Below are 21,540 nucleotides of genomic sequence, written 5' to 3'. Positions count from 1 at the left end.
TTCCTGATGATGCGCCTCAGATGAGGCGAGAATTCGGCATTCCCGCTTTGACACACGCGGAACCGGAATGAGTTTCGCGGCGTTCTAGGTGCGAAGCACAGGGGCTTCCGGGGAATGACTATTCATGGGTATTGCCAACGGCATTCGCAAACAGGCGAGCAAGATCGCGATCGGAGAGCGGCGGGTCAGTTCATGGGCGAAAAACATGACTGACGCAGAGGAAGCCATAATACAGGCGCCGGTGCGGCGGCTGGAGAAGGATGGCCTAGACATTTCAATGGCCTGGGCGATCATCGGCATCTTCGTGATCCTCGCTCTTTCGGCCGTCTACATGATGTCGCTGGTTCTGATCCCGCTGACGCTTGCCATTGTCGTCGGCATGATCCTCGGGATGCTGGCGGAGAAGCTGACGAAGCTCGGCGTGCCCCGCATCACCAACGCGGTCATCCTGTCGTCGGCCGTGGCGCTCATCATCTTCCTCGTCGCCAATTCGCTTGCAGGCCCGCTGACGACGCTTGCCAACGAGGGACCGGACTTTGCCGAGAAGACGGCGAACCGGCTGATGCCCTATCTCGAGCGCATCAAGTGGCTGCATATCACGCCCGAGACCTTCCAGAGCGGGCCGATGTCGGCAGAGAAGCTGCTGGAGAATACCGGCAACGTCCTTCATCTCGTGACAGCGAACCTGACGCCGGCCCTGGTGCAGGCGCTGATCTTCTTCGCCGCACTTCTGCTCTTCCTGATGGGCCGCGTCAGCCTGCGCAAGTCGATCATCATGGTCTTTCGCGAGCGCTCGCAGCGCCTCGCCGCCATCCGCGTCATCAGCAGCGTCGAACAGGTGCTGGGCTTCTACTTCGCCACCGCCTCGGTGATCTATGCCTGCCTGGGCGTCGTCATGACCATCATCGCCTATGCCGGCGGTTTGCCGTCGCCGGTGCTCTGGGGCTTCTTCGCGTTTCTCTCGAGCTTCATCCCCTATCTCGGGATCACCATGATGACGCTGGCGATCGCGATTGCCGGCATCATCACGCATGATGCTCTCTTCGTCGGGCTGATCCCGGCAGCGGCCTTCTTCACCGTCCACCTTCTGATGGAGAACCTGATCTTCCCGGCGGTGATGGGACGGCGGCTGGAGATCAACGCCTTCGTGGTGTTCCTCGCCATTCTGTTCTGGACTTGGATGTGGGGCGCCGTCGGCGCTATGCTGGCGCTGCCTCTGTCGCTGATCGCCATGACCATCATCGACGAGCTGTTCATCGAAGAAAAGCAGCAGCCGCAACTGCCGAAGTGAGGCCGCCATGTCCGAGATAGAGCTGAAAAGCCTGAGCCAGGATCGATTGACGAGCGGCCGTTCGCCCTGGGGGAACGGGGTCAGCCGCCCGGTATTCGCACCGCTCACCGATCATCTCCAGGTCGATGCCCTCGTCATCGGCGGCGGAGTGACTGGGGCGCTGATGGGCCAGCACCTGGCCGAGCGTGGCCTGTCGGTTGCGATTGTCGACCGCGAGCATCCGGGGCTGGGAAGCACGGCCGCCAGCACCGCGATGCTGCAATGGGAGATCGACAAGACGCTGACGGAACTCGAGCAATTCTACGGCTTCGAGCGCGCCGTCGGCATCTACAGGCGCAGTGCGGCGGCCGTTTCCGGTCTCGCCAAGCTGATTGCCGCCTACCGCATCGACTGCGCCTTCCAGCCGCGCCGATCGCTTTATCTTACTGGAAATCACGAGGGCGCGCGCGATCTCGCGGTCGAGGCCGAGCTCAGGCAGCGCGCCGGGCTTCCGAGCCGTTATCTCGAACATTGCGATCTCTTCACCGAATTCGAGATCGACCGCGACGCCGGCATCCTGTCGCGCGGCTCGGCAGAGGCCGATCCGTTGCTGCTAACATGGGCACTGCTGCGGATGGCGGCGAAGGATGGCGCGCGGCTCATCGATGCGTCCGTGACGAGGCTGCACAGCGAGGGCAACCGCGTGACGGCGGAAACCGACGGCGGCTTCGTGATCGAGGCCAAGACGGCGGTGCTGGCCACCGGCTACAGCCTGCCAGATATCGCGATGCCGAAACTGCACCGCACGACGTCGAGCTGGGCGATGGCGACGGTGCCGCAGGAGCCGGGCACGCTGTGGCGCGACCAGGCGCTGATCTGGGAGGACAGCCACCCCTATCTCTACATGCGCACGACTGGTGACGGCCGGATCGTGGTCGGCGGCGAGGATGACGACACGGTCGATCCGGCGGCGCGCGACGCCAAGGCGCCGGAGAAGATCATGACGATCCGCGAAAAGATGAAACTGATCTGGCCCCGCGCCGACACCCGCGTCGCCACCGCCTGGTGCGGCACCTTCGGCGAAACGGTCGATGGGTTGCCGCTGATCGGGCCGGTGCCATCGCTGCCGCATGTTTATGGTGCCTATGGTTATGGCGGGAACGGGATTACGTTCTCGTATCTCGCGACGCAGGTGATCGGGGCGATGATGTCGGGGACGTATCGCGATTGGTTCGATGATTTTGCGATGGATCGGGATGGGCCGGGCGGTGGCTCGCGGCGTGATGAGGCGGCGCGGGTGGAGATGGTGGTGCGGTAGAGTGGGGTTGGTGGGGCTTAGGTTATGCCGTGGGGCGCTGGCTCGCTGATCCAGGTGTTTGATATCCGCTCGCTAGGTTGTGCCGTGTGATACCCCCCTCTGTCCTGCCGGACATCTCCCCCACAGGTGGGGAGATTGGCTGGGCGTGGCCGCTCGCTCCGACATCAACGTTCGGATGGGAAGCATGTCACGAGTCGATCTCCCCCCTTGTGGGGGAGATGTCCGGCAGGACAGAGGGGGGTAACACGGGTTCGGATCTGGCGAGCAGTGCTCCCGCGCCAAAGCTAACGCCAGTAGAGAGCCACCCTACTCCGTCGTATCATCATCCCCACGATCCTCGACATCCTGCAGCCGCACGAACTCCGTGCCCTTGGCCTTCAGGTCGAGGATCGCCTTCGCCACCCCCTCGCCGGCGGCGTGTGTCGGCTGGTTGATGTGGGAGATGACGACGTCGCCGTCCTTGGCGGAGGAGATGCGTTTTTCCGTGATCGCAGCACCAAGAAGCGAGCCGCCGTCGCCGTTTACCGAGTAGCCGGCGATGCGGTAACCCATGGCGCGGATTTGGGCGATCGAAGAGAGGTCGTATTTGGCGGTCGAGCCGCGGAACCAGCGGGGGGCCGGGATGCCGGAGGCGAGCATGGCGTCGGCGCCGCCCTGGACCTCGATGCGCACGGCCTCGGGCGAACCGGCGGATGCGATGCCGTAGATCGATACCGGCTTGTCGACGGCGGGAATGTGGTTCTGGCCGTGATTTTCCAGTTCGAACAGATCGGGATTGGCAAGCATGACCTGCAGCGCTTGCGGGTTGTGCTTCAGCCAGCGGGCGGTGACGAAGATCGTTGCCGGAATGCGTTCGGACACCAGCACCGAGAGGATACGCTCGTCGGCCTTGCCCATGCAGGCGTCGAAGGTGAGTGCCACGCGGGGTCGGCCCTTGATATCGGAGCGGGCGACGCGCAGGTGCGGCTCGACGAGCTTCGTGGATGATGTCTGCTTGGGCGGCGTCTGCCTGGGCGCAGGAGTCTTGGGCGCGGCCTTCGGGGTGGACTTCGGCGCCGTGTTCGCGGTCCCCGGGTCCGACGATAGCGGGACAACGGGCGCAGGCATGGTGGCCGCAACAACGGGCTGGATGGTCGCGGTTTGCCCGGCAGCGGCAATTGCGACCGGGCCAAGGAGCAGCGCCGAGGTGAGGACGAGATTTTTCATTGTGCCGGGACCGTGGAGTTCAAACCGAGTTCAGATGGCAGCAGCCGTATAATGATCGCATCGGCCGCTTCCACGGCAAATTTACGGCCGGTTCGGCGCATTGCTGTTTCAGTCGATAAATAAGTCGTGGCTTAACGGCAAGCGCGATCAGCCGGCCGAACGTTCGTCGAAGGCGGTGCGGGCTTTTTCCACATCCGGCAAGTAGTCGACGGTCCACGCATAAAGCGCCTTGAACGGCGTCTGCAGCGAACGGCCAAGCGGGCTGATGCGGTATTCGACCGCAACAGGCGAGACGGGAATGACCTCGCGCGTCACCAGCCCGTTGCGCTCCAGGCGGCGCAGCGTCTGGGTCAGCGCCTTCTGGGTGATGCCGCCGAGCTGGCGCTTGATGGCGTTGAAGCGCAGCGGGCCGCGATCGAGCACGGTCAGGATCATCATCGACCATTTGTCGGCGATCTGCTCGAACAAGAGCCGGCTCGGGCAATCGACGACGAAGCTCTGCTCGATCGCGTCGGGGCGGTCCGCCCGGCAATTGACGGGGGCTGAGATCGGCCGATGTTCGTTCATGGCGGTTTCCTCGATGCTACCTAGGCGCTCCGCAGTGCCTCATTGACACTAGGTATATAGAATATACTTAAGGCGCGCCACCTTTCTACAGGAGTTTGCCCGTAATGAATGCAGCTGACGTCAACGCGCTGTTTGCGCCGTTCAAGATCAAATCGCTCGACCTCAAGAACCGTATCGTCATGGCGCCGATGACGCGGACCTTTGCGCCGGAGGGCGTTCCGGGGGCCGATGTCGAGGCCTATTATCGCCGCCGCGCCGAAGACGGCGTCGGCCTGATCCTTTCGGAAGGCACCGTCATCGACCGGCCGGCGGCCAGCAACCATGAGCGCATCCCCTTCTTCCACGGCGAGAAGTCGCTTGCCGGCTGGAGCAAGGTAATCAAGACGGTTCACGACAAGGGCGGCAAGATGGGGCCGCAGATCTGGCATGTCGGCTCGGTCGCGCATCCGGCCGGCGACTGGCCGGCGAGCGGCGTCGAAAGCCCGTCCGGCCTGCTTGCGCCGGAAACGCCGCGCGGCGAAGCGATGAGCGAGGAAGACATTGCCGACACGATATCAGCCTATGCGCGGGCTGCTGCCGACGCCAAGCGGCTCGGCTTCGACACTTTCGAGATTCACGGCGCGCACGGCTATCTCATCGACCAGTTCTTCTGGGCCGGCACCAACAAGCGCACCGACCGCTATGGCGGCGCGACGCTGAAGGAGCGCGCCCGCTTCGCCGCCGATGTGGTCAAGGCGATGCGCGAAGCTGTCGGTCCCGATTATCCGATCATCCTGCGTCTCAGCCAGTGGAAGCAGCAGGACTACAAGGCGCGGCTCGCCGAAACGCCTGACGCGATGACCGACTGGCTGATGCCGCTGGTCGAGGCGGGCGTGGATGTACTGCACTGCTCGCAGCGCCGCTTCTGGGAGCCCGAATTCCCCGAGATCGATGGCGAACAGGGGCTGAATTTTGCCGGCTGGGCGAAGAAGCTCACGGGTGCCGCGACCATCAGCGTCGGCTCGGTCGGCCTTTCCGGCGATTTCATGGCGGCATTCGGTGGCGAGAGCTCGAGCGTCGTCGGGCTCGACAATCTGGTGCGGCGCATGGAGCGCGAGGAGTTCGACCTGATCGCCGTCGGCCGCGCGATCCTGAGCGACCCGCAATGGGTGACCAAGGTGCGCACCGGCGACAACGAGAACATGCGCCCGTTCACGGCAGCCGCCTTCGGCGAGCTGGTGTAAGGCGTCACCTGCAATATGAATGCGAAACGGCGGCTCCATCAGGGCCGCCGTTTTGCTTTGGTCTGGACGAGAGGCTCTCAGGCTGCTCAGTCGTAGAGGTAATATTTGGTCCACTTATCGCGCGGAACCTTGTCGCCGATCTGGTAGCTCAGCTCACGCACATTGATGTGCTGCGGACCGGTGATGCAGCTGTAGGACAGGTGATACCAATCGCCCTTGCTGCGGAAGACCGCGCCCGGGGCTTCCAGGCGATCGTCGCTCGGGACCGGGTCCTTGAAGGTGTAGGCGATCACCTTGTCCGGCTTGTAGCCGGTGGCGTCCTTGTTGATGCGGCTCATCGCCTCGGTGTCGCAGCTCTGTTCGAGGCGCGTCGCGGGATCGAGCTTTTCGAGCTGCTTCTTGATTGCGGGGTCTACGGCGAATGCGGTGGGTGCAAAGGCGGAGGCGGCAAGGCTGAGAGCGGTCAGAACAAGGGCGATACGTTTCGGCATTACTGAAGAAATCCTTTGCAAGCTCATTCCGGAATGCTGCGCGGCCGGTTCAGCAAGGGCAGCTTTGGGGGCCGCCCGGCCATGGCAGAATTCCGCACGATGGGAGCGGACTTTCTTAAATATTGTGGTCACATCAAGGCAAGGTGAGGATTGCTTGGGTTTTGCACAGTCACCATTTAGCGAGCGTCGCACGGCACTCTTGCGCGTGGCTTTTGCCGCTTGATCGACAGCGCTTGCGTCTCTATCTCTTCACAACCTGAAATGCCGACCCCGGAGCTCCCCTTGTCCGTCTTCAAGAACCTGCCGAACCCGCCCGTTGCGCCGAAGAAGCCGCATGCCGACACGCGCCATGGCATCACCCGCACGGACGATTACGCCTGGCTGCGCGCCGACAACTGGCAGGCGATGTTCAAGGATCCCTCGATCCTCGACCCCGAGATCCGCAAGCATCTGGAGGCGGAAAACGCCTATATGAACGCGGCGATGGAAGACACCAAGCCGCTGCAGAAGACGCTGTTTGCCGAGATGCGCGGGCGTATCAAGGAAGACGACAGCTCGATCCCGATGAAGGACGGGCCGTTTGCCTACGGCACCTTCTTCGTGACCGGCGGCGAGCAGCCGCGCTATTTCCGCATCCCGCGCGACGCCGATATCAAGGACGAGAGCCAGCGCACCGTGCTGCTCGACGGCGACAAGGAAGCCGAGGGCAAGGCCTATTTCCGGCTGGCCGGCATCGACCACTCCGCCGATCACGATCGCGGCATCTGGGGTTATGACGACAAGGGCTCGGAATTCTACACGCTGAAGGTTCGCGACCTCAAGACCGGTGAGGACCTGCCCGACCTCATCGAGAACACCGGCGGCGGCGGCGCCTGGGCGCCCGACGGCAAGAGCTTCTTCTACTCGGCGCTCGACGAGAACCACCGCCCCTCGAAGGTGTTCCACCACATCATCGGCACGCCGCAATCGGAAGACCGGCTGGTCTACGAGGAAGAGGATGCGGGCTTCTTCATGGGCGTCGGCGGCTCGCTGCTCGACGACTTCATCTTCATCGACATTCACGACCACGAGACCTCGGAATATCTCTTGATCCCGACCAGCGACCTCACCGCCAAGCCAAAGATGGTGGCGGAGCGCGAGGAGGGTATCGAGTACACGCTGACCGAAGGCGGCGACGTGTTCTACATCCTGACCAACGACGGCGACGCCAAGGATTTCAAGATCATGGAAGCGCCGGTCGATAATCCAGGCAAGGAGAACTGGCGCGAGGTGGTTCCGCATAAGCCGGGCACGCTGATCATCAGCCACATGGCCTATGCCCGCCACCTGCTCTGGCTGGAGCGCAAGGACGGCCTGCCGCAGATCATGATCCGGGACCGGGCGACCGGCGAGGAGCACGCAATCGGCTTTGCGGAAGAGGCCTATTCGCTCGGCCTGCAGGGTGCCGCCGAGTACGACAGCGACGTGATCCGCTTTTCATACTCCTCGATGACGACGCCATCGCAGCTCTACGACTACAACATGGTGACGCGCGAGCGCACGCTTTTGAAGACGCAGGAAGTGCCCTCGGGCCACACTATCGACGACTATGTCACCCGCCGCGTCTTCGCGCCTGGTTGGGATGGCGTCGAGGTGCCGGTGACGCTGCTCTATCGCAAGGACACCCCGCTCGACGGCTCCGCCCCTTGCCTGCTCTACGGCTACGGCGCCTATGGCGTGACCATTCCGGCGAGCTTCAACACCAACTGCCTGTCGCTCGTCGACCGCGGCTTCGTCTATGCCATCGCCCATATCCGCGGCGGCAAGGACAAGGGTTTCGCCTGGTACGAAGACGGCAAGATGGAGAAGAAGACCAACACCTTCAAGGACTTCATCGCGGCGGCCGACTATCTGAATCAACAGAAGTTCACCTCTTACGCAAACATCATCGCCGAGGGCGGCTCCGCCGGCGGCATGCTGATGGGGGCGATCTCCAACATGGCGCCGGAGAAATTCGCCGGCGTCATCGCCGCCGTTCCCTTCGTCGACGTGTTGAACACCATGCTCGACGACACGCTGCCGCTCACCCCTCCGGAATGGCCCGAATGGGGCAACCCGATCGACAGCGAGGAGGAATATGCGCAGATCGCCGCCTATTCGCCCTATGACAATGTGGAAGCCAAACCCTACCCGCCGATCCTGGCACTGAGCGGCCTCACCGACCCGCGCGTGACCTATTGGGAACCGACCAAGTGGGTGGCGAAGCTGCGCGACAAGTCGACCAGCGGCGCGCCGGTGTTGCTGAAGACCAACATGGACGCCGGCCATGGCGGGGCTTCCGGGCGTTTTCAGCGGCTGGAAGAGGTTGCATTCGAGTATGCGTTTGCGGTGAAGGTGGCGGGGAAGATGTAATCCGCCTGCGGGGTGCCGAGGGGTACCCCCCTCTGCCCTGCCGGGCATCTCCCCCACAAGGGGGGAGATCGGCCAGCGGTTAAGGTCTACGCAAGACAATCAAGGTTGGAGCGAGCGGGCGCCCCCAGCCAATCTCCCCACCTGTGGGGGAGATGTCCGGCAGGACAGAGGGGGTAATTCTTGCTCCTCCGCCAACGGAAGGAGCCCCCAATGCCCGTCTACATCGCCCTCCTCCGCGCCATCAATGTCGGCGGCACCGGCAAGCTCGCCATGACCGAGCTGAAGGCGATCTGCGAACAGCTCGGCTTCATCGACGTCAAGACCTATATCCAGAGCGGCAACGTGCTGTTTCGCGCCGACGCCAAGGAGGCCGATGTCGCGCGCGTGTTGGATGACGCACTCGGCGAGCTGCTGGGCAAGAAGCCGGGCGTGATGGTGCGCAGCCGCAAGGAGCTGGAGGCGATCGTCGCCAGAGCGCCCTTCCCCGATGCCAGGCCGAGTTTTCTGCTCATAAGCTTCCTGCCCGAGAATGCGCCGAAGAATGCGCTCGACAGGATGGTGGCGCCGGACGGAGAGGAGGCTGAGGTCGATGGGCGGGAGATTTATGTGCACTATCCCATCGGTTCCGGCAAATCGAAGCTGAAGCTGCCCGCGCTCAATGCCGGCACCTCGCGCAACATCAATACCGTTCGCAAGCTCGCCGAAATCGCGGCCGCGATGGAGGATGGCTGAGACCCGCTTTACGGCGGCAGCGCATTATTTTAGTCTTCCCTAAATCAATATGGCATCGCATCTGTTTCCTGCTTGCCGGGAGGGACCGATATGGCGAAGTACAGAGCGCATCTGCCGCAGATCGACGGCGGGTTTTATGCGAGTGACGGGGGCATGGAGACGACCTTCATCTTCCACGACGGGATGGAGCTGCCGCATTTTGCCTCCTTCGTGATGGTTGACGACGAGGAAGGGCGAGACCGGTTGCTGGTCTACTATCGCCGCTATCTCGACATTGCCCGCAAGCACCGGACCGGCTTCATCCTGGACACGCCGACATGGCGCGCCAATCCCGACTGGGGCGCGAAGCTCGGCTATGACGCCGCGGCGCTGCACCGGGTGAACCTGGCCTCGATCGAGCTGCTGTTGCCGCTTCGCGACAAATACGAGGAGCCGGGGCGGCCGATCGTGATCTCAGGGGCGATCGGGCCGCGTGGCGATGGCTACAAGGCGGGCAACATGAATGCCGCCGAGGCCGAGGATTATCACGGCGCGCAGATCAGAAGCTTTGCGACAAGCGAGGCCGACATGGTGGCCGCCTATACGCTGACCAATATCGACGAGGCGATCGGGGTGGCGCGCGCGGCGGCGGCCAGCAATATGCCCTGCGCGATCTCGTTTACGGTGGAGACCGACGGGCGGCTGGTGACAGGGCGGAGCCTGCAGGATGCGATCGAGACCACCGATGCGGCGACCGGCGGCTCACCCGCCTACTACATGATCAACTGCGCGCACCCGACGCATTTTGCCGGCGCGCTTGACGCGAACAGCGGCTGGACGCGCCGCATCGGTGGCCTGCGCGCCAATGCTTCGCGGATGAGCCACGCGGAACTCGACGAAAGCGAGACGCTCGATGCCGGCGATCCCTTAGATCTCGGGGAGCGGTATCGGGTGCTGTTGCGGGATATGCCCGAGATCAGGATCGTCGGCGGTTGTTGCGGCACCGATCACCGCCATGTGGCGGCGATCTGTGAGGCTTGTGTGCCGGCGGCCTGAGCTCAATGCTCGGCGTGCGCCGCAGCCTTGTTGCCGCCGTGGCCGCTGATATCGGCGCCGGCGGTGCGCGAAAAGCGCAGGTTCCAGAAGGTGGCGGTGAGCGAGACCGCGGTCACGAACAGGAAGGCGGCCGAGAAGTCGTGCAGTTGCGGCGTGTCGCCGCTACCGGTTGCCGACATCGAGACATGCAGCACGAAGGCGCCGACGCAGATGCCGAGCGACAGCATCAGCTGCTGGAAGGTTACGTAGAAGCTGGTAGCGGCGCTCATGCGGTCGCGCTCGATCGCGTCATAGGCGACCGTGTTGTAGGCGGTGAACTGGAACGACATGAAGAAGCCGCACATGACGAGCACCGCGAAGATCAGGCCGAGCGGCCAATCGGGGCGGAAGAAGGCGCAGAGCGCGTAGCCGAAAGTAGCGGTGAAGCCGTTGAACACCAGCGCGTTGCGGAAGCCGAAGCGGCGCAGGATCCTCGGCGCGAAGGCCTTCATCGCCATGGAGCCGATGGCCGCTGCCGTCACCAGCTGGCCGGCCTTGGCGGCGGAGAGGCCGAAGCCGAGCTGGAAATAGAGCGGCAGTAGGAAGGGTTGCGCGCCCTGCGTGATGCGGGTGAGCGAACCGGCGATGACGGACGTGCCGAAGCTCGGCACCTTCATCAGCGAGAAATCCATGATCGGCGCGGGATGCTTGCGCGCGTGCCTGAGATAGGCGATGCCGAAGAGCAGGCCGATTGCGATCAGGAACAGCGCAAACATCCCCTCGCCCGGACGGCTGGAGCTTTCGAAGCCGAAGAGCAGCGAACCGAGCGCGATGCCCGAGAGGATGAAACCGATGGTGTCGAAGCGCTTCTTCGTCTCGCCCTTGAAATTCTCGATGAAAATCGAGACCAGGACGAAGCCGAGGATGCCGATCGGGACGTTGATGTAGAAGATCCAGCGCCAGTCGAGGTAGGTGACGATCATGCCGCCAACGGGTGGGCCGAGGATAGGGCCGATCAGCGCCGGCACCAGCAGCCACGACATGGCGTTGACCATATCCTTGCGGGCGACGCTGCGCAGAAGCACGAGACGGCCGACCGGCATCATCATGGCGCCGCCGAGACCCTGCAACAGGCGGGCAAACACCAGACACCAGAGATTGGGCGAGAGCGCGCAGCAGATCGAGCCGAGAACGAAGACGGCGATGGCCCACCGGAAGACCGTGCGCGAGCCGAAGCGGTCGGCAATCAGGCCGCTTGCCGGAATGAAGATGGCGAGGCTGAGCAGATAAGACGTCAGCGCGATGCTCATCGACGGCGCGGTGACGCCGAAATCGCGCGCCATGGTGGGAAGCGCGGTGGCCAGAACCGTGGCGTCCAGCTGCTCCATGAACATGGCGCTGGCAACGATCATCGCAATCAAGCGGAAATTGAGCGGCGGACGTCCAACGACAGCCGCCTGGTAGATCTGATCCGACATCGTCAGGGATCGCTCGCGAATACGCGGCTCAAGCGCGAAGGCAATCGCCGCGGGCATGAAATGGCAAGGCGCCAAGGGTGAATGAAGTTTTTATATACGCCCGCAAATGTGGCGGGGTTATGCTGAAATGGCAAGGCTGATGTGAGCTCAGCGTATGGGTGTATTAGCGATGATCGCGCATCAGCGTTTCGTAGTCGCGACCGCCGGAGAAGATGTTGGTGATGAGGATGGTGTCGGCCTCGACGCGGTAGAGTATGATCACCTTGCGCTCGAAAACCGCCATCCTGAGATCGGGGCCCAGGTCGGCGCGCGAGACGCCGCCGAAAGGCACGTCGGCGATATTGTCGCAGCGCTCATAGATACGGTCGATATATCGTTCTGCCGTCACATGGTTCTGGCTACCATCCAATACATATCTGAAAATATCCTCGATACCGGTGAACGCCGCTGGCAGATATTCCACCCGGTAGCCGCTCATCGCTCACCGGTGCTTTTCATAGAGTGCGTCGATTGCGGCCCGCATCTCCTGGCTGCTCAATCTGGGCCGGGGATCATCGAGCGATTCCTGCACGCGCGCCCTTATGGCGGCGATGCGTTCCTTGTGCTCTTCCTCCTGGCGCATCCAGGCGCGCATGGCGGCGCGGATGACTTCGCTGGTCGAGGCGAAGGCGCCGGCATCGATCTCGGCATTGATCACATCGACCATTTCCGTTGGCAGCGTGATGCTGAGCTTTTCCATGTGTGGCTCCCGCGTTTGCGTCTGGAGGTGCGATTTAATCCTACCACTGCGGCCAGGCGGCAGCAATCGGCGCGCGGGGTCGGTCGCGGCAACAAGATTGCGGGCATTATAGTGGCGGAATCATCCCTCCGCCGCGCTTCGCGGATAAAGCGCTTGCGGGCCATCAAGAGGTGTCGCGCCTTGCCGGAGCGGCGCGCATTTAACCGCGGCCGGTGTACGACCGAGGCGGCTTGCCCAGACGATGAAAGCAATCGAGACCATTGCCACCGCGCAACCGGCGACGACGTCAACCGCGTAATGACTGCCGGAAGTTACCGCGGAGCATGCCATCGCGACGTTCAAGGCGATCACCGGGTATCTTACTGGCGCAAGCGACCACGCGGCCCATGCACACAGGAAAGCCACAGCTGCATGGACGGAGGGAAAGGTCAAAATACCTTTGCTGGCCTCAACGCTCCAGACAAAATTGGCGTCTTCGCGAACAGCGTTAAACTGGTCGAGGAAATCGTAGCCGTAAAGCGGGTTGAGGTTTTTTAACAGGGAGCCATCGAAGCCATAGTAGGAGTAGGTGCCGACCGCAGGTGCCCAAACGGAGATGAGGCTGGATAGGAAACAGATGACCGCAAAACTGGCGACCATCACATGCGCCCGCTTTGCGTGGCCGGCGATCGCCAGCAACAGCGGCCAAAGCAGCAACTGTAATGCGAATGTGCCGTATGCGGCGTTCAAGATGATGACGAGTACCGGATGGCCATCGACGATGCCAATCACATAGTGCCAATCAAAGCCAATTGCCGCATCCAGGGCCGCGAGGTTGTGATCCTGCAGGGGCAGGTTCAGCCGAATAGCAAGATACGTTGCTAGTGCAATTGGTGTCGTGAGCAGGAATCCATAGGCGACACATGTCGTGCCCTCTCGCACACGCGGCATGTCAAATCGTGTGCAAAGAGCAGCAATCAGCAAGAACGCGGCAGCACAAGCGAGAATAGGAGCGATACCGGCGAGGTCGATGGCCAATCCGCTGACGGCAGCCAGGCCAAAGGTTGAGATGTAGGCCGCCAGAACGACCATCTCCGTCACGCGCTTCGCATTATCAACGCCCATTGCAACCTCGAATACCCATATCGGATATTTGAAACCACTAGCAAATAACCATAAGGGGAAAGTTAATCGGAAATCGCTAATTGGTTGCATATCACACTCGATCGACGGTCTTGGCGCGGCATTACCTCCTATTTCCGAATTGCTTTCTCAGCCAACGCGCTCAAGCTCTCACCCGAGGAGCGCCGGGGCGCCTTGGCTATCGGCGAAAATGGGAGAGAGGGGCAGATGCGTCTACATCTCATCGCGGCGGCAGCGGCCGTTCTCGTGTCGGGGAGCGCCGAGGCCTATCAGAAATGCGGCGGCAGTCCCTCGGTCGATGTCTACTGGGAAAAATCGGTCCTCAGCGTCAACGGCACCTTCTACCAGATGAAGAGCCAAAAGCTTGGAAAGAAGAGCGCCCGGCTCGTCGGCCACGATATGACGTTCGTCAAAAGCAAGGGCGGCAACGACGTCCTGATCCGCAATGGCGGCAGCACCCATTATACGTGCCAGAAGACCGAGGGTGAATTGGGCGCGGTCAGCATCGTTCCCTACCGGGCGAACACGGTCGTCAAGTCCACGGCGGAGGTCGAATACCCTGACGACACCGGCAATGGCGCGCAGGCCTCTTCCCGCGGTGGCCGTGGCAAGGGCGGCGGCGGTGGAGGTGGCGGCGGCCATGGCGGTGGCGGTCACGGCGGCGGTGGTGGAGGTGGCGGCGGGCGCAACCGGTGAAGTTTGGGCCGACACCCGGCGCTTGAGCGCTTGCGCCGGCAGGGCCTGAGCCCTACCTAAAGCCTATGACCATTGCATCCGCACAGACGTCGCGCCCCTTCCCCTTCGACAACAGCTATGCGCGGTTGCCGCAGAATTTCTTCGCCCGGCAGGCGCCGTCCGCCGCCGCCGAGCCGTGGCTGATCAAGCTCAACGAACCGCTGGCGGAAGAGCTCGGGCTCGACATCGAGCTTCTGAAGCGCGATGGGGCCGCGATCTTTTCCGGCAATCTCGTGCCTGAGGGCGCCGATCCGCTGGCCATGGCCTATGCGGGACATCAGTTCGGCAGCTTCGTGCCGCAGCTCGGCGACGGGCGGGCGATCCTGCTTGGCGAGGTAATCGACATTAAAGGCCGGCGCCGCGATATCCAGCTGAAGGGCGCGGGCGCGACACCGTTTTCGCGGCGGGGTGACGGGCGTGCGGCGCTCGGGCCGGTGCTGCGCGAATATATCGTCAGCGAAGCGATGCATGCGCTTGGCGTGCCGGCGACGCGGGCGCTGGCGGCGGTCTCGACGGGGCAGCCTGTCTATCGCGAGCAGATTCTGCCGGGTGCCGTCTTCACCCGCGTGGCGGCAAGCCATATCCGGGTCGGCACCTTCCAGTTCTTTGCGGCGCGTGGCGATACCGATGGCGTTCGGGCGCTCGCCGATTACGTCATTGACCGGCACTATCCGGAGCTGAAGGACGGGGCCGAGCTGAAGGACGGGGCCAATCCCTATATCGCGCTGTTCGAGGCTATCGCTGAGCGGCAGGCGGCGCTGATCGCGAAATGGCTGCATGTCGGCTTCATCCATGGGGTGATGAACACCGACAACATGACCGTCTCCGGCGAGACGATCGATTTCGGCCCCTGCGCCTTCATGGATGCCTATGATCCCGGCACGGTGTTTTCCTCCATCGACCAGAACGGCCGATACGCCTATGCCAGCCAGCCCGGTATCGGGCAGTGGAACCTGGCGCGGCTCGGCGAAACGCTGCTGCCGCTGATCGACGCCGATCAGGACAAGGCCGTGGAGATCGCCAATGTCGTCATCAAGGATTATGGCGAGCGCTTTCAGTTGCACTGGATGCGGGGGATGCGCGCGAAGATCGGTCTTGCTGATGTGGAGGACGACGATCTCTCGCTGATCCAGTCGCTGCTTTCGACAATGCAGGCGGGACAGGCGGATTTCACGCTGAGCTTCCGGCGCCTGGCGCATCTGGCGGCCGACGACAGCGCCGAAGACGCGTTCCTCGAGACGTTCAGCGACAGCATGGCGGCGAAGGAATGGCTGGTGCGCTGGCGGGAGCGTCTGGCGCGCGAGACGACAACTCCGAACGAACGCAGCGCGGCGATGCTTGCCGTCAACCCCGCCTTCATCCCGCGCAATCACCGCATCGAGCAGGCGATCGCAGCCGCCGTCGAGGATGCGGATTTCTCGCTGTTCGAAGCACTGCTCGACGTTCTCGCCAAGCCCTATGAGGATCACGCGGAGTTTACCGCCTATATGCAGCCGCCCAAGCCGGAGGAGCGCGTGCTGCAGACATTCTGCGGGACGTGACCGGCCGCACTCCACTACCAGGACGCTAGCGTCCGTCGTGACGTTTCGACGCGGCCAAACGTCTGGCTTTCATGGCTTTTTCGTGACCGCGGCCGAAACCCAGATTCAACGGCCACCCGTAAATCCGGATTCTGTCGCATATTTTAGCCACTTCTGAGCCCCCCATATTGTGGCGGTTGAAAGGCAGATCGGGCCGCTCTATTTCCGCTGATGACGCTTGCGGCAAAATGTCTTGTTCGCCGTTTGCGTGCATTCCTGACCACTCCCGATCCCCCTCGGGAGCTTTATGCATTTCAGTTGGAGACCGGCCTGATGGCGATCGTCTTAACATCCATCCTCTTCATTCTGATAGGATTGGCACTCGGCGGAGGCGGGCTCTGGCTCGTGCTGCTCGGTGGTAACTTCTTCTATCTCTTCGCAGGCATCATGTTCCTGCTGACCGCTGCGCTGCTTCTGAAGCGCAAGGCGTCGGCCCTTTGGGTCTATGCCGTGCTCGTCGTCGTTTCGCTCGTCTGGGCGATCAACGAAGTCGGCTTCGACTGGTGGCAGCTCGGGCCGCGCGGCGGCCTGATCATCCTGCTCGGCCTGTGGCTGCTGACGCCCTGGATCCGCCGTCCGCTCGGCTTTTCCGGCACGACCGGCGCGCCTTACGCGGCCAGCCCTTGGCCGCTCGCCATTCCGGTTCTGATCGCGATCGTGGTCGCCGGCTATTCGATGACGACGGACCCGCATGACCAGAACGGCAGTCTGCCGACGGCCATGACCGGCACCACGACATTTGGCGGCACGGTGACCGACGGCGAGTGGCACCAGTATGGCCGCACGCCCTTCGGCCAGCGCTATTCGCCGCTGGAGCAGGTCAATGTCAGCAACGTCAAGGACCTGAAAGAGGTTTGGCGCTACCAGACAGGCGACGTGAAGCGGCCGGATGACGTCGGCGAGACGACCTACCAGGTCACGCCGCTCAAGGTTGGCGATACGCTGTACATCTGCACGCCGCACAACCTTGCCATCGCGCTCGATGCCAAGACCGGCAAGGAAAAGTGGAAGTTCGACGCCAATTCCGGCATGAACCCGGACCGACAGCACCAGACGTGCCGTGGCGTGACCTACTACCACGATACGGCAGCGGCTGCCGGCGCTCCCTGCGTCGACCGCGTCTACCTGCCGACCGCCGATGCCCGCCTGATCGCGCTCGACGCGCTCGACGGCAAGGTCTGCACCGATTTCGCCGACCAGGGTACGCTGCACCTCGAAAAGGGCATGAAGTACAACCCCGCCGGCTACTACTATTCGACCTCGCCGCCGGTGGCGATCGACGGCAAGCTGATCATCGGCGGCGCCGTCAACGACAACTACTCCACCCAGGAGCAGTCCGGCGTCATCCGCGCCTTCGACATCCACACCGGCGCGCTGGTCTGGAACTGGGATTCGGGCAACCCCGACGTCACGACGCCGCTGCCCGAGGGCCAGACCTACACGACGAACTCGCCCAACAGCTGGTCGGTTCTGTCGGCTGACGAAGGTCTCGGCCTGATCTATGTGCCGCTCGGCAACCAGGTGCCCGACCAGCTCGGCATGAACAGAAGCGCCAATGTCGAGAAATTCTCGTCGTCGGTCGTGGCTCTGGACATGAAGACCGGCCAGTTGCGCTGGGTCCAGCAGTTCGTGCATCACGACCTGTGGGACATGGACGTTCCGGCACAGCCCGTGCTCTTCGACATGAAGAAGGCGGACGGCACGGTCGTTCCGGCACTCGTGGCACCCACCAAGCAGGGCGACCTCTACGTGCTCGACCGCCGCACCGGCGAGGCGATCATCCCGTTCAAGGAAATCCCCGCGCCGCAGGGCACGATCCCCGAGGATCATGCTTCCCCGACGCAGCCGATCTCCGACCTGACCTTCTCGCCGCCACCGCTGCAGGAGAAGAACATGTGGGGCGTGTCGCTGTTCGATCAGCTTGCGTGCCGCATCGAGTTCCACCGTTACAAGTACCAAGGCCGCTATACGCCGCCGTCGCTGGAAGGCACGATCGTCTATCCCGGCAATTTCGGCACCTTCAACTGGGGCTCGGTCGCGGTCGATCCGGAACGGCAGATCATGTTCGGCATGCCGACCTATCTGGCCTTCACCTCGCGCCTGGTGCCCGCCGCCGACATCCCGCCGAAGGGCGCAGGCGAAAAGGGCAGCGAACAGGGCCTGAACCGCAATGACGGCGCGCCTTATGGTGTGGTCATGGGTCCGTTCCTTGGCCCGCTCGGCATCCCCTGCCAGGCACCGCCATGGGGTTATGTCGCCGGCGCCGATCTCACCACGGGCAAGACCGCCTACAAGCTGGTGAACGGCACGGTCCAGGACATGAGCCCGCTGCCGATGCCCTTCAAGCTCGGCGTTCCCGGTATCGGCGGCCCTATTATCACCAAGGGCGGCGTTGCCTTCCTCGGTGCCGCGGTCGACGACTACCTTCGCGCCTATGACGTGACCAACGGCAAGCAGCTGTGGCAGGCCCGCCTGCCGGCCGGCGGCCAGTCGACGCCGATGACCTACACGACCTCGGACAACAAGCAGTATGTCGTGATGGTGGCCGGCGGACACGGATCGATCGGCACCAAGCCGGGCGACTATGTCATCGCCTACACGCTGCCCTAAGCAGTTTCACTGACCACCGAAATGGCCGCCTCCGGGCGGCCATTTTGCGTTTGAGCCTCCATGGCACGCCCGCGATTATGACACCGAAAGGCTGGCGCAGGCTTATCGAAGCAATTCTTCCGTGCATTGTCTCAGGGGGAATTTTCATGAAGATCGGCGACGGCATCTCGAGCGCTTATGGCTTGAGCAATCTTTTCCAGCAATCCGGCCAGCGCAACAAGCAGCAGCCGATGACGATCGAAGACAGCGTTCGCCAGAGCGGCGCATCGCTTGCGCCCAGCACGACGCCGACATCCATCTCCGGCACCATGTGGGCGCTGCAGGCGACCGACGAAAGCCAGACGATGTCAGGCGTGGAAGACGACGCCAAGGCCCGCCACGACGCCATCGTCAGCGAATTCAGCGACCTCGCCAACATGACGCTCGCCGAACGCATCCGCAAGCAGGTGCTCGACAGTCTCGGGATGACCGAAGACAGCCTGAAGGGCATGTCGATGGACGACCGCGCGGCGATCGAAAAGCAGATCGCCGACGAGGTGAAGCGGCAGCTGACTGGTAATGACGACAAGGGCGAGAGTGCTGCGGCGGATATCGGCGCGGTGTGAGTCTTGCCGTGTAGCTTGGTGGGACGCGAGATCGCGACCCATGCTCGCTGCCGCTGCGATAGGGCTTTCCCGGCGCCACAAACTCCGCCTCATTCCTGTCCTTGTGACAGGAATCCAGCCACGGCGCGTCTGCGTCGTGAATGACCTGCTCCCAGCATTTGGCCAAAGAAGAGTTTCCTCGCCGCGCGGACGCGCGTCGGCTGGATTCCTGCCACAAGGGCGAGAATGAGGGGGAGGATGGGGGCGCTTCGGCTAATGGTCAGCGGTGGTGCTTGGGATTGAGAGATTGATTCAAGCAGATGCGAGCGAGATTCACTTTTCTACTGCATCTTATTGATCTTTAATCTCGATTTCCACCCGCCCCCTCACACCATCTCCGCCACGATCCGCCCAACCTCGCCGAACACCGGGTTGATCTCGGCGGTCGTGACCGTGGCGTTGGTGACGTAGACGGCGATCAGGATGGGGCCGTGGCCGGGGGGCCAGCAGATGGCGATGTCGGCGGCGGAGCCGTTCTTGCCGGTGCCGGTCTTGTCGCCGATCTTCCAGGTTTCCGGCAGGCCGGTGCGCAGGCGTTCGTTGCCCGTGGTGTTGGCGACCAGCCACTCGATCAGGGTCTTCTGCGAGGGCTCCGACAGGACCGAGCCGAGCGTGATGTTGCCGAGCGTGTCGAGCATGGCATCGGGCGTCGTGGTGTCGCGCGGGTCGTCCTTGGCGATGTCGTTGAGATCGGGCTCGATGCGGTCGAGGCGGGTGGAGCCGTCGCCGAGCGTGCGCAGCCAGTTGGTCAGTTCCTTCGGGCCACCAAGGCTTTCAAGGATGAGATTGGCCGCGGTGTTGTCGCTCAGCGTGATCGCCGCCTTGCAGAGATCGCCGACGCTCATGCCCTCGCCGCCGACATGCTTCTCGGTTTCGGGCGAATAGGCGATGAGCTGCTCCTTCTCGTAGACAACGCGGCGTTCGAGATTTTCCTCGCCCTTGTCGACGCGCGACAGCACCATGGCGGCTGCGAGCACCTTGAAGGTGCTGAACATCGGGAAGGTCTCGGTCTCGCGATAGCCGAAGGAGATGTTGGTCTCGGTATCGATGACCGATACGCCGATGCGTCCGCCTATCTGCTTTTCCAGCGCGCCGATGCGGCGGTCGATCTCGTCGTCGTTCTCTTCTGCCCGAGAGGTGACCGGCAGGAACAGCGCCGGGGCGAGCAATGCGGAGCCGAGCAGCATGCGGCGGCGGATCGAAAAGGGATGCATGAAAAGACCTCTGCCAGAATCGATGAAGGCATCAATGAGTACGGGGTTAAAGCGGGATTGTGGCCCGCTTGCGTCGCCCGCGCCTTCGCCATCGGAAAGCATTGATCTTTCAGATTCGCATTCCCGGCATCAAGCCCTTCTCTGGCATGAACTATCTCAGGCGGCCTTTTTGGCCGCCATCTGCGTGACCTCGACCGTGACATGCGACAATTGGCCGAGCGTCGCGAGCTTCTCCTTGTAGAAGGATGGCGCGCGGGGGGCCGATGTGGCGACCGCGACGATGGCCGCATGGTGGCCGGGGCCGACCTGCCAGACATGCAGATCTGTGATCTCGTCGCCATCGGTCTCGACCACCTTGCGGATCGCCTTGGGCAGATCGCCCGCCGCAGGAAGGGTGTCGAGCAGGACGGCGCCGGATGCCTTCATCAAGCCCCAGGCCCATTGCGCGATGATGATGCCGCCGACGATGCCCATCAGCGGATCGAGCCAGAGCCAGCCATAGAGACTACCGAGCAGAAGTGCGGCGATGGCGAGCACCGAGGTCAGCGCGTCGGCGATGACGTGGACATAGGCGGCGCGCATGTTGTTGTCGGTGGCGCGCGGGGCGTGGCTGATGTGATCGCCGTGATGGGCGTGGGAGCCATGGTGCGCATGGTCGCCATGGTGGGCGTGGGAGCCGTGATGTGCGTGATCGCCATGGGGCGCGTGGCTCCCATGGCTGTGGCCATGCGTGTGGCCATGGTGATGGTGGTCGTCCTTCAGCAGCCAGGCGCTCAGCACATTGACGGCGAGGCCGAGGACGGCGACGCCGATCGCTTGCGAGAAGCTGATCGGAACCGGGTTGGCGATGCGCAACACGCTTTCATAGGCCATCAGCAGCGCGATCAGCGCCAGGATGATGGCGCTGGCGAAACCGGCGAGATCGCCGAGTTTGCCGGTGCCGAAGGTGAAGCGCGGATTGTGGGCCTGGCGGCGGGCGTAGAGATAGGCCAGCGCCGAGATCAGCATGGCGCTCGCATGGGTCGACATGTGCCAGCCATCGGCGACCAGCGCCATCGAGCCATACCATGTGCCGGCGGCGATCTCGGCCACCATCATCGATGCGGTCAGCGCGATGACGAGCCAGATGCGGCGGGTGTTGCGGTCGTGGTCCTCGCCGAGGAAGACGTGCTCGTGCTGCAGGTTGTTTGTCTGTGCGCTCATCGC

General features: G+C 63.0%; 19 protein-coding genes. 10 read left to right on the top strand and 9 right to left on the bottom strand.

The annotated features are described in order from the left end of the window. The first annotated feature begins 124 nt into the window (after positions 1 to 124). Together ACCD05_RS26235 and ACCD05_RS26230 are read left to right on the top strand one after the other, a co-directional pair. Positions 125 to 1,291, top strand: coding sequence for an AI-2E family transporter (locus ACCD05_RS26235; protein WP_413396400.1), 1,167 nt, complete (start codon positions 125 to 127; stop codon positions 1,289 to 1,291). A gap of 7 nt (positions 1,292 to 1,298) precedes the next feature. Next, positions 1,299 to 2,588 carry an NAD(P)/FAD-dependent oxidoreductase gene (locus ACCD05_RS26230; RefSeq protein ID WP_413396398.1) on the top strand — a complete coding sequence of 430 codons (1,290 nt, stop codon included), beginning with the start codon at positions 1,299 to 1,301 and terminating at the stop codon, positions 2,586 to 2,588. 306 nt (positions 2,589 to 2,894) lie between these two features. Here the strand turns inward: ACCD05_RS26230 and ACCD05_RS26225 are convergent, their stop codons facing one another. Then, complete coding sequence (locus ACCD05_RS26225; RefSeq protein WP_413396396.1) at positions 2,895 to 3,794, bottom strand: polysaccharide deacetylase family protein; 900 nt, start codon at positions 3,792 to 3,794, stop codon at positions 2,895 to 2,897. A gap of 147 nt (positions 3,795 to 3,941) precedes the next feature. Beyond that, positions 3,942 to 4,301, bottom strand: a complete 360-nt coding sequence (locus ACCD05_RS26220) for a winged helix-turn-helix transcriptional regulator (protein WP_037112476.1) — start codon at positions 4,299 to 4,301, stop codon at positions 3,942 to 3,944. Between the two features lie 164 nt (positions 4,302 to 4,465). On the opposite strand from ACCD05_RS26220, the gene ACCD05_RS26215 reads away from it, so the two are divergent. Then, the gene (locus ACCD05_RS26215) at positions 4,466 to 5,584 is read left to right on the top strand and encodes an NADH:flavin oxidoreductase (RefSeq protein ID WP_209232989.1); all 1,119 of its coding nucleotides are present in this window, start codon (positions 4,466 to 4,468) and stop codon (positions 5,582 to 5,584) included. Between the two features lie 86 nt (positions 5,585 to 5,670). Here ACCD05_RS26215 and ACCD05_RS26210 read toward each other — a convergent pair whose 3' ends face one another. Continuing rightward, positions 5,671 to 6,075, bottom strand: coding sequence for a DUF930 domain-containing protein (locus tag ACCD05_RS26210; RefSeq protein ID WP_018902520.1), 405 nt, complete (start codon positions 6,073 to 6,075; stop codon positions 5,671 to 5,673). A gap of 282 nt (positions 6,076 to 6,357) precedes the next feature. On the opposite strand from ACCD05_RS26210, the gene ACCD05_RS26205 reads away from it, so the two are divergent. The 3 genes from ACCD05_RS26205 (at position 6,358) to ACCD05_RS26195 (ending at position 10,233) form a co-directional block, all read left to right on the top strand. Next, complete coding sequence (locus ACCD05_RS26205; protein WP_413396394.1) at positions 6,358 to 8,466, top strand: S9 family peptidase; 2,109 nt, start codon at positions 6,358 to 6,360, stop codon at positions 8,464 to 8,466. Positions 8,467 to 8,676: 210 nt separating this feature from the next. Next, positions 8,677 to 9,198 (top strand): DUF1697 domain-containing protein, encoded by a 522-nt coding sequence (locus ACCD05_RS26200; protein WP_413396392.1) that lies wholly within the window; start codon positions 8,677 to 8,679, stop codon positions 9,196 to 9,198. Between the two features lie 90 nt (positions 9,199 to 9,288). Further along, positions 9,289 to 10,233: a homocysteine S-methyltransferase family protein gene (locus ACCD05_RS26195; protein ID WP_413396390.1), complete on the top strand. Its 945-nt coding sequence runs from the start codon at positions 9,289 to 9,291 to the stop codon at positions 10,231 to 10,233. Between the two features lie 2 nt (positions 10,234 to 10,235). Here ACCD05_RS26195 and ACCD05_RS26190 read toward each other — a convergent pair whose 3' ends face one another. The 4 genes from ACCD05_RS26190 to ACCD05_RS26175 form a co-directional block, all read right to left on the bottom strand. After that, complete coding sequence (locus tag ACCD05_RS26190) at positions 10,236 to 11,690, bottom strand: DHA2 family efflux MFS transporter permease subunit (RefSeq protein ID WP_413396414.1); 1,455 nt, start codon at positions 11,688 to 11,690, stop codon at positions 10,236 to 10,238. Positions 11,691 to 11,853: 163 nt separating this feature from the next. Further along, positions 11,854 to 12,168: a type II toxin-antitoxin system RelE/ParE family toxin gene (locus ACCD05_RS26185; protein ID WP_413396388.1), complete on the bottom strand. Its 315-nt coding sequence runs from the start codon at positions 12,166 to 12,168 to the stop codon at positions 11,854 to 11,856. 3 nt (positions 12,169 to 12,171) lie between these two features. Further along, positions 12,172 to 12,429 carry a type II toxin-antitoxin system ParD family antitoxin gene (locus ACCD05_RS26180; protein WP_112820190.1) on the bottom strand — a complete coding sequence of 86 codons (258 nt, stop codon included), beginning with the start codon at positions 12,427 to 12,429 and terminating at the stop codon, positions 12,172 to 12,174. Between the two features lie 120 nt (positions 12,430 to 12,549). Further along, positions 12,550 to 13,623, bottom strand: coding sequence for a phosphatase PAP2 family protein (locus ACCD05_RS26175; protein WP_413396386.1), 1,074 nt, complete (start codon positions 13,621 to 13,623; stop codon positions 12,550 to 12,552). A 135-nt stretch (positions 13,624 to 13,758) separates the two neighbouring features. Here ACCD05_RS26175 and ACCD05_RS26170 point away from each other — a divergent pair, with 135 nt between their 5' ends. From ACCD05_RS26170 to ACCD05_RS26155, 4 genes are all read left to right on the top strand, one after another. Further along, positions 13,759 to 14,247, top strand: a complete 489-nt coding sequence (locus tag ACCD05_RS26170) for a hypothetical protein (protein ID WP_413396384.1) — start codon at positions 13,759 to 13,761, stop codon at positions 14,245 to 14,247. 65 nt (positions 14,248 to 14,312) lie between these two features. After that, positions 14,313 to 15,827: a protein adenylyltransferase SelO gene (locus tag ACCD05_RS26165; protein ID WP_413396382.1), complete on the top strand. Its 1,515-nt coding sequence runs from the start codon at positions 14,313 to 14,315 to the stop codon at positions 15,825 to 15,827. A gap of 312 nt (positions 15,828 to 16,139) precedes the next feature. Then, positions 16,140 to 18,476 carry a glucose/quinate/shikimate family membrane-bound PQQ-dependent dehydrogenase gene (locus ACCD05_RS26160; protein ID WP_413396380.1) on the top strand — a complete coding sequence of 779 codons (2,337 nt, stop codon included), beginning with the start codon at positions 16,140 to 16,142 and terminating at the stop codon, positions 18,474 to 18,476. A 146-nt stretch (positions 18,477 to 18,622) separates the two neighbouring features. Next, complete coding sequence (locus ACCD05_RS26155) at positions 18,623 to 19,081, top strand: hypothetical protein (protein ID WP_413396378.1); 459 nt, start codon at positions 18,623 to 18,625, stop codon at positions 19,079 to 19,081. Between the two features lie 365 nt (positions 19,082 to 19,446). Here the strand turns inward: ACCD05_RS26155 and bla are convergent, their stop codons facing one another. Together bla and dmeF are read right to left on the bottom strand one after the other, a co-directional pair. Then, the gene (gene bla, locus ACCD05_RS26150; RefSeq protein ID WP_413396376.1) at positions 19,447 to 20,334 is read right to left on the bottom strand and encodes a class A beta-lactamase; all 888 of its coding nucleotides are present in this window, start codon (positions 20,332 to 20,334) and stop codon (positions 19,447 to 19,449) included. Between the two features lie 156 nt (positions 20,335 to 20,490). After that, positions 20,491 to 21,537 (bottom strand): CDF family Co(II)/Ni(II) efflux transporter DmeF, encoded by a 1,047-nt coding sequence (gene dmeF, locus ACCD05_RS26145; protein WP_413396374.1) that lies wholly within the window; start codon positions 21,535 to 21,537, stop codon positions 20,491 to 20,493. Positions 21,538 to 21,540: the final 3 nt, after the last annotated feature.

This window comes from Rhizobium sp. Rhizsp42 (genome assembly GCF_047304155.1).
In the GTDB taxonomy this organism is placed as follows: Bacteria; Pseudomonadota; Alphaproteobacteria; order Rhizobiales; family Rhizobiaceae; genus Rhizobium.
Note: the sequence above shows the minus strand (reverse complement) of the source record. Positions and strands in the feature narration are given on the sequence as shown.

Excerpts from the sequence above, each read along its gene's own strand:
- ACCD05_RS26235 (WP_413396400.1), top strand. The coding sequence starts at position 125 with ATGGGTATTGCCAACGGCATTCGCAAACAGGCGAGCAAGATCGCGATC.
- ACCD05_RS26230 (WP_413396398.1), top strand. The coding sequence starts at position 1,299 with ATGTCCGAGATAGAGCTGAAAAGCCTGAGCCAGGATCGATTGACGAGC.
- ACCD05_RS26225 (WP_413396396.1), bottom strand. The coding sequence starts at position 3,794 with ATGAAAAATCTCGTCCTCACCTCGGCGCTGCTCCTTGGCCCGGTCGCA.
- ACCD05_RS26215 (WP_209232989.1), top strand. The coding sequence starts at position 4,466 with ATGAATGCAGCTGACGTCAACGCGCTGTTTGCGCCGTTCAAGATCAAA.
- ACCD05_RS26210 (WP_018902520.1), bottom strand. The coding sequence starts at position 6,075 with ATGCCGAAACGTATCGCCCTTGTTCTGACCGCTCTCAGCCTTGCCGCC.
- ACCD05_RS26200 (WP_413396392.1), top strand. The coding sequence starts at position 8,677 with ATGCCCGTCTACATCGCCCTCCTCCGCGCCATCAATGTCGGCGGCACC.
- ACCD05_RS26195 (WP_413396390.1), top strand. The coding sequence starts at position 9,289 with ATGGCGAAGTACAGAGCGCATCTGCCGCAGATCGACGGCGGGTTTTAT.
- ACCD05_RS26190 (WP_413396414.1), bottom strand. The coding sequence starts at position 11,690 with ATGTCGGATCAGATCTACCAGGCGGCTGTCGTTGGACGTCCGCCGCTC.
- ACCD05_RS26185 (WP_413396388.1), bottom strand. The coding sequence starts at position 12,168 with ATGAGCGGCTACCGGGTGGAATATCTGCCAGCGGCGTTCACCGGTATC.
- ACCD05_RS26180 (WP_112820190.1), bottom strand. The coding sequence starts at position 12,429 with ATGGAAAAGCTCAGCATCACGCTGCCAACGGAAATGGTCGATGTGATC.
- ACCD05_RS26175 (WP_413396386.1), bottom strand. The coding sequence starts at position 13,623 with ATGCAACCAATTAGCGATTTCCGATTAACTTTCCCCTTATGGTTATTT.
- ACCD05_RS26170 (WP_413396384.1), top strand. The coding sequence starts at position 13,759 with ATGCGTCTACATCTCATCGCGGCGGCAGCGGCCGTTCTCGTGTCGGGG.
- ACCD05_RS26165 (WP_413396382.1), top strand. The coding sequence starts at position 14,313 with ATGACCATTGCATCCGCACAGACGTCGCGCCCCTTCCCCTTCGACAAC.
- ACCD05_RS26160 (WP_413396380.1), top strand. The coding sequence starts at position 16,140 with ATGGCGATCGTCTTAACATCCATCCTCTTCATTCTGATAGGATTGGCA.
- ACCD05_RS26155 (WP_413396378.1), top strand. The coding sequence starts at position 18,623 with ATGAAGATCGGCGACGGCATCTCGAGCGCTTATGGCTTGAGCAATCTT.
- bla (WP_413396376.1), bottom strand. The coding sequence starts at position 20,334 with ATGCATCCCTTTTCGATCCGCCGCCGCATGCTGCTCGGCTCCGCATTG.
- dmeF (WP_413396374.1), bottom strand. The coding sequence starts at position 21,537 with ATGAGCGCACAGACAAACAACCTGCAGCACGAGCACGTCTTCCTCGGC.